Source organism: Pseudomonas sp. MEJ086, assembly GCF_030209025.1.
Classification (GTDB): domain Bacteria; phylum Pseudomonadota; class Gammaproteobacteria; order Pseudomonadales; family Pseudomonadaceae; genus Aquipseudomonas; species Aquipseudomonas fulva_A.
Genome location: NZ_JARVSV010000035.1, coordinates 1 through 13,121 on the forward strand (window position 1 = coordinate 1; position 13,121 = coordinate 13,121).

Annotated in this window: 10 protein-coding genes; 6 read left to right on the top strand and 4 right to left on the bottom strand. The window is 63.8% G+C overall.

The window, feature by feature from the left end; genetic code table 11:
- Positions 1–365: 365 nt before the first annotated feature.
- The 4 genes from QRN22_RS21195 to gatC form a co-directional block, all read right to left on the bottom strand.
- On the bottom strand, positions 366–737 hold the full coding sequence (locus QRN22_RS21195) for a septal ring lytic transglycosylase RlpA family protein (protein WP_042554787.1): 372 nt from the start codon (positions 735–737) through the stop codon (positions 366–368).
- 66 nt (positions 738–803) lie between these two features.
- Positions 804–2,252 (bottom strand): Asp-tRNA(Asn)/Glu-tRNA(Gln) amidotransferase subunit GatB, encoded by a 1,449-nt coding sequence (gatB, locus tag QRN22_RS21200; protein ID WP_042554788.1) that lies wholly within the window; start codon positions 2,250–2,252, stop codon positions 804–806.
- 14 nt (positions 2,253–2,266) lie between these two features.
- The gene (gatA, locus tag QRN22_RS21205) at positions 2,267–3,718 is read right to left on the bottom strand and encodes an Asp-tRNA(Asn)/Glu-tRNA(Gln) amidotransferase subunit GatA (protein WP_042554789.1); all 1,452 of its coding nucleotides are present in this window, start codon (positions 3,716–3,718) and stop codon (positions 2,267–2,269) included.
- Positions 3,719–3,733: 15 nt separating this feature from the next.
- Positions 3,734–4,021, bottom strand: a complete 288-nt coding sequence (gene gatC, locus QRN22_RS21210; protein WP_042554790.1) for an Asp-tRNA(Asn)/Glu-tRNA(Gln) amidotransferase subunit GatC — start codon at positions 4,019–4,021, stop codon at positions 3,734–3,736.
- 326 nt (positions 4,022–4,347) lie between these two features.
- Here gatC and mreB point away from each other — a divergent pair, with 326 nt between their 5' ends.
- The 6 genes from mreB (at position 4,348) to QRN22_RS21240 (ending at position 13,120) form a co-directional block, all read left to right on the top strand.
- The gene (gene mreB / locus QRN22_RS21215) at positions 4,348–5,385 is read left to right on the top strand and encodes a rod shape-determining protein MreB (protein ID WP_042554791.1); all 1,038 of its coding nucleotides are present in this window, start codon (positions 4,348–4,350) and stop codon (positions 5,383–5,385) included.
- 285 nt (positions 5,386–5,670) lie between these two features.
- A complete protein-coding gene (gene mreC, locus QRN22_RS21220) occupies positions 5,671–6,606 on the top strand; it encodes a rod shape-determining protein MreC (protein WP_042554792.1) in 936 nt (311 codons plus the stop codon).
- Positions 6,603–7,091 carry a rod shape-determining protein MreD gene (gene mreD / locus QRN22_RS21225; protein ID WP_042554793.1) on the top strand — a complete coding sequence of 163 codons (489 nt, stop codon included), beginning with the start codon at positions 6,603–6,605 and terminating at the stop codon, positions 7,089–7,091. The genes mreC and mreD overlap by 4 nt, the downstream gene beginning before the upstream one ends.
- 34 nt (positions 7,092–7,125) lie before the next feature.
- Positions 7,126–7,707, top strand: coding sequence for a Maf family protein (locus QRN22_RS21230; RefSeq protein WP_042554794.1), 582 nt, complete (start codon positions 7,126–7,128; stop codon positions 7,705–7,707).
- A 96-nt stretch (positions 7,708–7,803) separates the two neighbouring features.
- A complete protein-coding gene (gene rng, locus QRN22_RS21235) occupies positions 7,804–9,261 on the top strand; it encodes a ribonuclease G (protein ID WP_042554795.1) in 1,458 nt (485 codons plus the stop codon).
- Positions 9,262–9,292: 31 nt separating this feature from the next.
- A complete protein-coding gene (locus QRN22_RS21240) occupies positions 9,293–13,120 on the top strand; it encodes a YhdP family protein (RefSeq protein ID WP_042554796.1) in 3,828 nt (1,275 codons plus the stop codon).
- The last annotated feature ends 1 nt before the right edge of the window (position 13,121 follow it).

Genomic DNA, 13,121 nt, shown 5'->3' on the forward strand with positions numbered 1-13,121 from the left:
GGGGCGACGCTCCTACGATCGGCGGAAATGCCGCATTCGTGTGGGGGCCGCGACCTCGCGGCGAATGGTGGTAGCGTTGGAGTGTTGCGGAGTGGCCGCAATCGTTTTCGCGCCGGGGGCGACGCTCCTACGGTCGGCGGAAATGCCGCATTAGCGTAGGAGCCGCGACCCCGCGGCGAATGGTGGTCATACCGCGGTTTCTGCAGGATGGCTGCTATCGATTCGCCCCGAGGTCGGGGCTCCCACGGATCTGAGGGCCCACGCGATCCTGTAGCCGCGACCCCGCAGGCCGGGGGAAAATCACGGCATGGCCGCAACCGTTCGCGCCGCGGGCGACGAGCCTGCGGAGCCCGTGGCGGCTGTTTTCACTTGAGGCTTTCAACCCTGACCGGCACTACGCCGGAGCGGATCATGTCCAGCGACTCCGCCGCCTTGCGCGACACATCGATGATGCGCCCACGCGAGAAAGGGCCGCGGTCGTTGATGCGCACCACCACGCTGCGGTCGTTGTTGAGGTTGGTGACCCTGACCCGGGTGCCGAAGGGCAGCGTGCGATGGGCGGCGGTCATGGCGTTCTGGTCGAAGCGTTCGCCGCTGGCGGTCCTGTTGCCGTGGTGCGCCTTGCCGTAATACGAGGCCTTGCCGTCAGCGCGGTAGTCACCGGGTACACCGCCTCCAAAGCTGCTACAGCCGGCGAGCAGGCTGAACAGCACCAGCAGAACCGATAATCGACGCATTGCTCTTCTCCATTTCCCATACGGCAGACACAAAAACGCCGGGCAACCCCGGCGTTTTCAAATCGCTCAGCCTTCGAGCTTTTTCTTCAGCAGTTCGTTCACTTGCCCCGGGTTGGCCTTGCCCTTGGAGGCTTTCATGGCCTGACCGACGAAGAAGCCGAACATCTTGCCGCGCTTGGCTTCGTCGCTGGCGCGGTACTGTTCGACCTGCTCGGCATTGGCGGCCAGCACCTCGTCGAGCATCTTTTCGATGGCGCCAGAGTCGGTGACCTGCTTGAGGCCCTTCTTCTCGATCACCTCATCCGCCGTTGCGCCTTCACCAGCGGCCAGGGCTTCGAAGACCATCTTGGCGATCTTGCCGCTGATGGTGTTGTCCTTGATACGCAGGATCATGCCGCCCAGTTGCTCGGCGGAAACCGGCGACTGATCGATCTCCAGATTGTCCTTGTTGAGCAGGCTGGACAGCTCGCCCATCACCCAGTTGGCCGCCAGCTTGGCGTCGCCACAGGTTTTCTCGACGGCTTCGAAGTAGTCGGCCAGCTCACGGCTCGCGCTCAATACGCTGGCGTCGTAGGTGGACAGCGCATATTGGCTTTCGAAGCGCTCGCGTTTTTGCGGCGGCAGCTCGGGCAGCTTGCCGCGCAGGTCGTCGAGGAAGCTCTGCTCGATCACCACCGGCAGCAGGTCAGGGCAGGGGAAGTAACGGTAGTCGTTGGCTTCTTCCTTGCTGCGCATGGACTTGGTTTTGTTGGCTGCTACGTCATACAGAACGGTTTCCTGCACGATTTTGTTGCCGGACTCTATTTCGTCGATCTGCCACTCGATCTCGGTATTGATCGCGCGCTCAATAAATTTGAAAGAGTTGACGTTTTTAATCTCGCGACGGGTGCCGAACTCGGCCTGGCCTTTCGGGCGTACCGACACGTTGCAGTCGCAGCGCAGCGAACCTTCGGCCATATTGCCGTCGCAGATGCCGAGGTAGCGCACCAGGGCGTGGATCGCCTTGACGTAGGCCACCGCTTCCTTGGCGGAGCGGATGTCCGGTTCGGAGACGATTTCCAGCAGCGGTGTGCCGGCACGGTTTAGGTCGATGCCACTCATGCCCTGGAAGTCTTCGTGCAGGCTCTTGCCGGCATCTTCTTCCAGGTGCGCGCGGGTGATGCCGATGCGCTTGACGGTACCGTCTTCCAGGGTGATGTCGAGGAAGCCCTTGCCGACGATGGGGTGGTCCATCTGGCTGGTCTGGTAGCCCTTCGGCAGGTCCGGGTAGAAGTAGTTCTTGCGGGCGAAGACGTTACGCTCGGCGATCTCGGCGTCGATGGCCAGGCCGAACTGGCAGGCCATGCGCACGGCTTCGGCGTTGAGCACCGGCAGGGTGCCGGGCATGCCGAGGTCGACCAGGCTGGCCTGGGTATTGGGCTCGGCGCCGAAGGTGGTGGCGCTGGCCGAGAAAATCTTCGATTGAGTGCTGAGCTGAGCGTGGATCTCGAGCCCGATCACTGTTTCCCATTGCATATCTTGATCCTTCCTCAGAAGCCGCTCGGTGCTTGTTTGTGCCAGTCGCTGACCTGCTGGTACTGATGTGCGACGTTCAGCAGGCGGCCCTCCTGGAAGTAGTTGCCGAGCAACTGCACGCCGACCGGCAGACCGTCGACGAAGCCCGCAGGCATCGACAGGCCCGGGATCCCGGCGAGGTTGGCGGTGATGGTGTAGATGTCTTCCAGATAGGCCGACACCGGATCCGCGTTCTTCTCGCCCAGTTTCCAGGCCAGGTTCGGCGTGGTCGGGCCAAGGATCACGTCGACGTCCTTGAAGGCGGCGACGAAGTCGTTCTTGATCAGGCGGCGGATCTTCTGCGCCTTGAGGTAGTAGGCGTCGTAGTAGCCAGCGGACAGCGCGTAGGTGCCGACCATGATGCGGCGTTTCACTTCTGCGCCGAAGCCTTCTTCGCGGGAGCGCTTGTACAGGTCTTGCAGGTCCTTCGGGTTTTCGCAGCGGTAGCCGAAGCGCACGCCGTCGAAACGCGACAGGTTGGAGCTGGCTTCCGCCGGAGCGATCACGTAGTAGGCCGCAATGGCGTGCTGCAGGTTCGGCAGGCTGATGTCCTTGACGGTGGCGCCGAGCTTTTTCAGCGCCTCGACCACGGCCAGGATCTTCTCGCCGATGCGGGCGTCGAGGCCGGCGCCGAAGTATTCCTTCGGCAGGCCGATGCGCAGGCCGCTCAGGGGCTGGGCGAGGGTGGCCAGGTAATCATCCACCGGCTGATCGACACTGGTCGAATCCTTCGGGTCGAAACCGGCGATGGCGCCGAGCAGCAGGGCGCAGTCTTCGGCGGTGCGGGCCAGCGGGCCGCCCTGGTCGAGGCTCGAGGCGTAGGCGATCATGCCCCAGCGCGAAACGCGACCGTAGGTCGGCTTGATGCCGGTCAGGTTGGTCAGCGCGGCCGGCTGGCGGATCGAGCCGCCGGTGTCGGTGCCGGTGGCAGCGGGCAGCAGGCGTGCAGCCACCGCGGCGGCCGAGCCACCCGACGAGCCGCCAGGTACGCGGGTCAGATCCCAGGGGTTCTTGACCGGGCCATAGTGGCTGGATTCGTTGGCCGAGCCCATGGCGAACTCGTCCATGTTCAGCTTGCCCAGGCTCACGGTCCCTGCGGCGGCGAGCTTCTCGACCACGGTGGCATCGTAGGGGGCCTTGAAGCCGGTGAGGATCTTCGAGCCACAGCTGGTCAGCACGCCCTTGGTGCAGAACAGGTCCTTGTGGGCGATCGGCGCGCCGAGGAGCGAATTGTTTTCACCAGCGGCGCGGCGCTGATCGGCGGCCTTGGCCTGCTCGAGGGCGAGGTCGGCGGTCACGGTGATGAAGCTGTTGAGCTGCGGATCGAGCTGTTCGATACGCGTCAGCAGGCTCTGGGTCAGCTCGGTGGATGAGAACTGCTTGTCGGCGAGTGCGCGAGCGATCTCGGCCAGGGTCATTTGATGCATGGCAGGGCGCTTTCCTTACTCGATGACTTTGGGAACCAGGTACAGGCCGCTTTCCACGGCTGGGGCGATGGCCTGATAGGCGTCGCGCTGGTTCGCTTCGGTAACGGCGTCGGCGCGCAGGCGCTGAGTGGTCTCCAGCGGATGCGCCAGAGGCTCGATGCCGTCGGTATCGACCGCCTGCATGCTGTCGATCAGGCCGAGAATGTTGTTCAGGGTTGCGGTGGTGTGTGGCAGTTCGCCTTCACTCAGGCCCAGTCGGGCCAGGTGTGCGATCTTTTCCACCTCGGAGCGTTCAAGCGCCATCGGGTTCTCCTATAAAGGCAGCCACCAGAGGGCTGCCAGTGAAAATATGAGCGGTTGCCATGCACGGGGGGCAGGGAACGGATGCGTCTGGCCGGCGGTCAAAGGCGGCGATATGTGGCTTGGGGCGAGCCTGGTAGCGCATGACAGGGTTTCGCCGCTGTCGCCGCCAGTGTCGAAGATGCCTCAAAGCCGCGGAAAAACAGGCAATCTAACATATTGGTGCCTTGCTCAAAATCCCTGCCGTTGTTAGAGTTTGCCGCACTTTTTTACCTGCGTGTTTTCTTGCGCTGTATCTTTACCCACGCGTTGCCTAGGGTCCCTATCCCATGTTCAAAAAACTGCGTGGCATGTTTTCCAGCGATCTGTCGATTGACCTGGGCACTGCCAATACCCTTATTTATGTTCGCGAGCGCGGCATCGTCCTGAACGAGCCGTCGGTCGTCGCCATCCGTACCCATGGCAATCAGAAAAGTGTTGTAGCCGTCGGCACCGACGCCAAGCGCATGCTTGGTCGTACGCCAGGCAATATCGCCGCCATCCGTCCGATGAAGGACGGTGTGATCGCCGACTTCAGCGTCTGCGAAAAGATGCTTCAGTACTTCATCAACAAGGTTCACGAGAACAGCTTCCTGCAGCCTTCGCCGCGCGTGCTGATCTGCGTGCCGTGCAAATCGACCCAGGTCGAGCGCCGTGCCATCCGTGAATCCGCGCTGGGTGCCGGCGCTCGCGAAGTGTTCCTGATCGAAGAGCCGATGGCCGCTGCCATCGGTGCCGGCCTGCCGGTCGAAGAAGCCCGTGGTTCGATGGTCGTCGATATCGGTGGCGGTACCACCGAAATCGCGCTGATCTCCCTGAACGGCGTGGTTTACGCCGAATCCGTACGGGTCGGTGGCGACCGTTTCGACGAAGCCATCATCACCTACGTACGCCGCAACTACGGCAGCCTGATCGGCGAGTCCACCGCCGAGCGCATCAAGCAGGAAATCGGTACCGCCTACCCGGGTGGCGAACTGCGTGAAGTCGACGTACGTGGTCGCAACCTGGCCGAGGGCGTGCCGCGCAGCTTTACCCTCAATTCCAATGAGGTGCTCGAGGCGCTGCAGGAATCTCTGGCGACCATCGTTCAGGCGGTCAAGAGCGCCCTGGAGCAATCGCCTCCAGAGCTGGCTTCGGATATCGCCGAGCGCGGCCTGGTGCTGACCGGTGGCGGTGCGCTGCTGCGCGACCTGGACAAACTGCTGTCCCAGGAAACCGGCCTGCCGGTGATCGTCGCCGAAGACCCGCTGACCTGCGTCGCCCGTGGCGGCGGCAAGGCGCTGGAAATGATGGATCGCCACACCATGGATCTGTTGTCCACCGAATAAGGCGCACGCCTTTCGCTGCAGCAGTCAGGACGCCGCATGCAGCTCCCGGAAATCAGTCGTCGATGTTTCGGCGCGATGTTTCCGGGAGCGCGGTATCCTGCCATGCGTTGCCGGAGCACCTGGCAAGGGAAAACCACGGACGGCTAGTCCATTCCCTGCGTTCTGAGCCTGATCGGCTGCTGTCCGTGCCCAGGTAGCAACGCGGCTTGCGCTGAAACGTCAACAGACCCTAGCTGCGAGGTAATCGCCATAAAGCCGCTATTCGCCAAAGGTCCTTCGCTCGGTATCCGCCTGTTGGTGTTCGCCGTGCTGTCGTCTGCGTTGATGGTCGTCGATGCTCGCCTGACCGTTCTGCAGTCGGTACGCAGCCAGATTGGCCTGATCGTCGAGCCGGTGTACTGGCTGGGGCGTTTCCCGGTGACCCTGTGGGAAAGCGCGACCCAGGAGCTCAGCTCGCGCAACGAGCTGGCGGCCGAGAACGAGAAGCTCAAGGCCGAGCAATTGATGATGCAGCGTCGCCTGCAGAAGCTGGCCGCGTTGACCGAGCAGAACGTGCGCCTGCGCGAACTGCTCAATTCGTCTGCCCTGGTCGATGACGAGGTGCTGGCCACCGAACTGATCGGTATCGACCCCAACCCCTTCACTCACCGCATTCTCATCGACAAGGGCGAGAAGGATGGTGTCGTGCTTGGTCAGCCGGTGCTCGATGCCCGCGGGCTGATGGGCCAGGTGGTCGAGGTCATGCCGTACACCTCTCGCGTCCTGTTGCTCACCGATACCACCCACAGCATTCCGGTGCAGGTCAACCGCAACGGCCTGCGCGCCATCGCCACCGGCACCGGCAACCCGGAGCGCCTGGAGCTGCGTCATGTCGCCGATACCGCGGATATCCGCGAGGGCGATCTGCTGGTCAGTTCCGGCCTGGGGCAGCGCTTCCCGGCCGGTTACCCGGTGGCGACGGTGACCGAGGTGGTGCATGACTCCGGCCAACCCTTCGCCATCGTCCGTGCCGTGCCGACCGCCAACCTCAATCGCACCCGTTACATGCTGCTGGTGTTCACCGACCCGCGAACGCCGGAACAGCGCGCTACCGAGTCGGCCGAAGCCCAGGAAGAGGTCGACCGCAAGGCGCTCGAAGGCGAAATGCCGTCCGAGGCCATCACGCCGCCTGCCGATGAACCAAGCCCGGCGCCTGCCAACGGTGAGGAGGCCAGCCAATGATCGCTGCTCGCTCGAACAATCTCTGGGTGATCTGGGCCAGCATGGGGCTTGCGCTGTTGCTCAGCGTGTCCACCCTGCCGCGCTTCATGGAGATCGGTCGGCCGCTTTGGCTGGCGCTGTTTCTCACCTACTGGGTGCTGGCCGTACCGCACCGTGTCGGCATGACCAGCGCCTGGTGCGTCGGTCTGCTGGCTGACGTGCTCAACGGCACCCTGCTGGGGCAGAACGCGCTGATCCTCACGTTGACCACGTTCATGGTGCTGAGCCTGCATCAGCGTTTGCGCATGTTCCCCATGTGGCAGCAGAGCATGGTGCTGCTGGTGGTGTTCGGCGTGGCGCAACTGGTGCAGTTGTGGCTCAACGCATTGACCGGCAACCGGCCGCCGATTCTGGTGTTCATACTGCCCGCGCTGGTCAGTGCCCTGCTCTGGCCGTGGGTCTGTACCCTGCTGCGTGCAGTGCATCGTCGTCTGGGTGTCAACTGAAACGCGCTGCGGCGCCTGCTTGTGAGACGTCTGCATGGCAACGCTTTACCTGGCTTCCGCTTCACCGCGCCGCAGTGAGCTGCTGACGCAGATCGGCGTTGCCTTCACCACCCGGATCGTGCCCATCGATGAAACGCCGCAGCCTGGCGAGGCGCCGGCGACCTACGTCGAGCGCCTGGCACGGGCCAAGGCGGCGGCGGTGCTCGATAGCCTGCCCGAGCGTGAGGGTGCGGTGGTACTGGGTTCCGATACCGCAGTGGTGCTCGATGGGCGCATCCTCGGCAAGCCTCTCGACCGTGACGATGCGGTGGCCACGCTGACCGCCTTGTCCGGCCGTGAGCATCAGGTGCTCACCGCCGTCGCGCTGATCAGCGACGAGCGCAGCAGCGCACGGGTGGTGACCAGCAGCGTACGCTTCAAAGCGCTCGAGCAGACACAGATCGAAGCGTATTGGGCCACCGGTGAGCCGCGCGACAAGGCAGGCAGTTATGGTATTCAAGGGTTGGCTGCGGTCTTCGTCAGCCAGATGCAGGGCAGTTATTCAGCGGTGGTCGGCCTGCCGTTGTGCGAGACTGCCGAACTGCTCGCGGAATTCGCGATTCCGTGCTGGCAATGACTGCCAGCGCATAACCCAGAGGTTGCAGGCCGCGATGGGCCGGGCTCGACTGAGTCTGCCGCTGCTTTCAGCTTCATCTCAAGCAGAGATGGGCGCATGAGTGAAGAGATTCTGATCAACATCACGCCGATGGAGTCGCGCGTGGCGGTGGTGGAAAACGGTGTCCTGCAGGAAGTGCACGTCGAGCGCACCCAGCGTCGCGGCATCGTCGGCAACATCTACAAGGGCAAGGTCGTGCGCGTGCTACCCGGCATGCAGGCAGCCTTCGTCGATATCGGCCTGGAGCGGGCGGCGTTCATTCACGCCTCGGAAATTTCCAGCCGTGAAGGCAGCGCGGTGGAAACCATCAGCGCGCTGGTGCACGAGGGCCAGAGCCTGACGGTGCAGGTCACCAAGGACCCCATCGGCAGCAAGGGCGCACGGCTGACCACGCAGTTGTCCATTCCCTCGCGCTATCTGGTGTACATGCCGCGCACCAGTCACGTGGGCATTTCCCTGAAGATCGAAGACGAATCCGAGCGCGAGCGCCTCAAGCAGGTGGTCGCCGACTGCGTGGCCGCCGAAGGCATCGCCGAGGCCGGTGGCTTCATCCTGCGCACTGCCGCCGACGGCGCGCGTGCCGAAGAGATCCTCGTGGACATCCGTTACCTGCGCCGCCTGTGGGCGCAGATCGGCGAGCAGATGAAGAGTGCGCCGACCCCCTCGGTGATCTACGAAGACCTCAGTCTGGCCCTGCGCACCCTGCGCGACCTGGTCGGCCCGCGTACCGAGAAGATTCGCGTCGACTCCCGGGAAACCTTCCAGAAGATCACCGGGTTCGTTGCCGAGCTGATGCCGGAGATCTCCGATCGCCTGGAACATTATCCGGGCGAGCGGCCGATCTTCGACCTGCATGGCATCGAAGACGAGATCCAGAAGGCACTGGAGCGCAAGGTGCCGCTCAAGTCCGGTGGCTATCTGATCATCGACCCGGCCGAGGCGATGAGCACCATCGACGTGAATACCGGCGCCTTCGTCGGCCATCGCACGCTCGAAGAAACCATTTTCAAGACCAACCTCGAGGCGGCCACCGCCATCGCCCGGCAACTGCGCCTGCGCAACCTGGGCGGGATCATCATCATCGACTTCATCGACATGGAGGACGAAGAGCATCAGCGCCAGGTGCTGCGCACCCTGGAAAAGCAGCTGGAGCGAGATCACGCCAAGACCAACATCATCGGCATCACCGAGCTCGGCCTGGTGCAGATGACCCGCAAGCGCACCCGGGAGAGCCTCGAGCAGGTGCTGTGCGAGCCGTGCAGTCACTGTCAGGGCCGCGGCAAACTGAAGACGGCGGAAACCACCTGTTACGAGATCTTCCGCGAGATCCTTCGCGAGGCCCGCGCCTACCAGCCAGAAGGCTATCGCGTGCTGGCCAACCAGAAAGTGGTCGACCGCCTGCTCGACGAGGAGTCGGGCAACGTCGCCGACCTCGAAGCATTCATTGGACGAACCATCAAGTTCCAGGTCGAAACCATGTACTCCCAGGAACAATACGATGTGGTGCTGCTATAACGGGGCCCGGCCGGGCCGGGGCGTGAACTGAATGGAGCGGCTGGGGCTGGCCTTCGCCGCGCTGCTGCGTTGGAGTCTGGGGCTGTGCGCCCTGGGTTTGGTGCTGGCCGCCTTTTACGTGAGCCTCGGTCGTCAGCTGGTGCCGCTGGTCGCCGAGTACCGGGAAGAGGCGCAAGCCCAAGCCACCCAGGCACTGGGCTTGCCGGTCACCATTGGCGCACTCGAAGGTCACTGGAGCGGTTTCTCGCCATTGCTGACGGTGCGCGATCTTCGCCTTGGCGAGGGTGATCAGGGCCTGGCTCTTGAGCATGTGCGGGTGGTGCCCGACCTGCTTGGCAGTCTGATGGCCTGGCAGCCGCGTATCGCCGAGCTGCAACTCGACGGCCTGAACCTGACGCTGCGCCAGGACGCGCAGGGCGCATGGCGCGTGGAAGGTCTGCCTCAGCGGCAGAATCAACCCCCGCTGGACATCGCCAAGGTGCTGCGCCAGTCGCAGATGGTCAGCCGCATTGCGCTCTTCGACAGCCAGGTGAGCGTTCAGGCTCAGGGTCTGAAACCCTTCAGCCTTACCGCCATCAACCTGAGCCTGAGTAATGGCAGCTCTCGCCAGCGTCTGGATGCCCGTGTGCAACTGCCGGACGGTCAGCCACTCGCCCTGCAGGTGCGTACGCGCATGCAGGCCGAGCACTGGCAGGACATGCGCGCCGAGTTCTACCTCAGTGCACCGCAGAGCGACTGGGCCACCTGGCTGCCGCCAGCCCTGACCCGCGAGTGGCACCTCGATCACTTGCAACTCGGTGGCGAGGCGTGGGGGCTCTGGGACAAGCGCAACCTGCAACGTGCCGTCACCCGCCTGCACGCCCCGCAGTTGGCAGGGCGTTATGGCGAGCGCAAGGCCGTGGCACTGAACGACCTGTCCCTGAATGCTTATTTCGAGCGCAACGAGGGCGACTTCGATCTGTTGCTCGACGACTTCGCCTTCAGCCGTGGCGACGACCGCTGGGGCGAGGCGCGTATTGCCCTCGGCCATCAGGCGGCCAGTGGCGAGCAGTCGCAGCGCTGGAGTCTGAGCGCCGATCGCCTCGACGTCGGGCCCCTGGTGCCTTTGGTGGAGGGCCTGGCACCGATGCCGGAAGCTGCCCTGGACCTGCTGCAGACCCTCAAGCCCCATGGTGCCTTGCGCAACCTCAATGCCAGCTTCCGCCCCGAGTTCGAAGGGCCGGAGCGCCTGCAGTTCTCAGCCAATCTGGAGCGTGTCGGCTTTTCCGCCTGGCACGCCTCGCCTGCCGTCGAGAATGGCAGCGGCAGCATCACCGGCGATCTGGGCCAGGGCGAGCTGAAGGTCGACAGCGAAGATTTCTCACTGCACCTCACCACCCTGTTCCCAAAAGCCTGGAAGTACCAGCAAGCCAAGGGCCGGCTGACCTGGACGCTCGACGATCAGGGCTTCACCCTGCGCGCGCCGTACCTGCAGGTGGAAGGCGAGGAGGGCAAGATCGCCGGCGATTTCCTGATTCGCATGCTCAAGGATCCCGAGCGCGAGGACTACATGGATCTGCGTGTCGGCATGCGTGACGGCGATGCGCGGTTCACCGAGAAGTACCTGCCGACGCCAGTGCTCAGTCCGGCCCTGGACGAGTGGCTGAAAACCGCGATTCGCGGTGGCAAGGTGGAAGAAGGCTATTTCCAGTACCAGGGGTCGATCAACCGCAACCCGGATCCTGCCGTGCGCAGCATCAGCCTGTTCTTCGCGGTGCAGGACGCCGAGCTGGCCTTCCAGCCCGGTTGGCCAGCGCTGCACGATGCCCGTGGTCAGGTGCTGATCGAGGACAGTGGCGTTCGGGTGCGCGTCTCCGAAGGACGTATCCTCGACAGCCAGGTGCGTGAGGCCTATGCCGACATCCCTCATGTCGAGGCTGGAGAAACACCGCACCTCAAGCTCAAGGGCAAGCTGCAGAGCAGTGTCGGCGATGGCTTGAAGATCCTTCAGGAAACGCCCCTCGGGGTTGCCGATACCTTCGCCGGTTGGAAAGGCACAGGTGCCCTGAGTGGCGCGCTTGATCTGGATATCCCGCTGCACAAGGGCGAACAGGCCAACGTGGTCGTCGACTTCAGTGCCGACAAGGCGTCGCTGAAAATCAGCAAGCCGGCGCTGGAGCTGAGCGACGTGACCGGAGACTTTCGTTTCGACACCAGCAAGGGCCTTAGCGCACCCTCGATCAGTGCCCGCGCGCTGGGCCATGCGGTGACCGGCAAGGCCATTGCCGATGGCCGGCCCGGTCATTCGCGCAGCCGCATCGAGGCCAATGGCATCATTCCCCTGGCCAATCTCACTGGCTGGCTGGGTGTCAAGCAGCCGTTGCCTGCCCAGGGAAATGTGCCGTATCGCTTGCGCCTGAGTCTCGAGGGGGCGGACAGCCAACTGCGTGTCGACTCCAACCTCAAGGGCCTGAGCATCGGCCTGCCTGCGCCGTTCGGCAAAACCGCCAGCGAGGAACGCTACGCCGACTGGCGCATGACGTTTGGCAGTGGCGAGCAGCGCTACTGGCTCGATTACGCCAATGTCGCCAGCTTTACCCTGGCAGCGCCGCCCGGGCAGTTCAACCAGAGCCGTGGCGAGCTGCGCCTGGGCGACGGCCCGGCGATCCTGCCAACCGCGCGTGGCGTGCGGGTTCGCGGTCGGGTAGCGGAAGTGAACCTGGCGGCTTGGCAAGAGGCCATCAAACCCTACGAGCAGACTTCGCGTCAGGATGCCCAACAACTGTTTACCGATGCCGAACTGCGCATTGGCCGTTTCGAGGGGCTTGGTCAGAAGCTCGACGATCTCGACGTCGGCTTCCGGCCCATCGATGGCGGCTGGTCGCTGAGTGTGGACAGTGCGCTGGCCAAGGGCCGTGTCGACCTGTTCGAGGCCAGTGGTCGGCCTATCGTCGCCGATCTGGAATATGTGCGTCTGCCTGCCGCCAAGCCGAAAACCGCTGATGCGCCGGAGCCCGAGGCGCCGGACCCGTTGGCTGATTTCGATCCGCGGCAGATTCCGGCGCTGGATCTGCGCGTCGCCCATGTGTTCCAGGGTGAAGACGACATGGGCGCCTGGTCGTTGAAAGCCCGTCCGGATGCCCAGGGCGTGCAGTTCAGCGATCTGGATATCAACCTCAAGGGATTACGCCTTGGCGGTGCCATCGGCTGGCAGGGCGTGCCGGGGCAGACGCGCAGCTGGTACAAGGGGCGCATGCAGGGCGAAAAGCTCTCCGAAGTCCTCAAGGCCTGGGGCTACGCCCCCTCGGCGACCAGCGAGAGTTTCCGTCTGGACGCCGATGGGCACTGGCCCGGCTCACCGGCCTGGTTCAGCCTCAAGCGTTATTCGGGCAGCCTCGATGCGGCGCTGCGCAAGGGCCAGTTCGTCGACGTGCAGGGCTCGGCGTCGGCGCTGCGGGTGTTCGGCCTGCTCAATTTCAATTCCATTGGCCGCCGTCTGCGCCTGGACTTCTCCGATCTGCTCGGCAAGGGCCTGAGTTATGACCGGGTGAAAGGCAATCTGAATGCAACGGATGGCGTGTTCGTCACTCAGGAGCCGATCACCATGACGGGCCCGTCGAGCAATCTGGAATTGAATGGCACCCTGAACATGATCGACCAGGGCATCGATGCCAAGTTGCTGGTGACCCTGCCGGTCACCAACAACCTGCCGCTGGCCGCGCTGATCGTCGGCGCTCCTGCCATTGGGGGGGCCCTGTTCATCGCCGACAAGCTGCTCGGTGACCGCGTGGCGCGTTTCGCCAGCGTGCAGTACGACGTCAAGGGCACCCTGCACGATCCGCAATTGACCTTCGACAAACCGTTCGAGAAACCCAACTGAC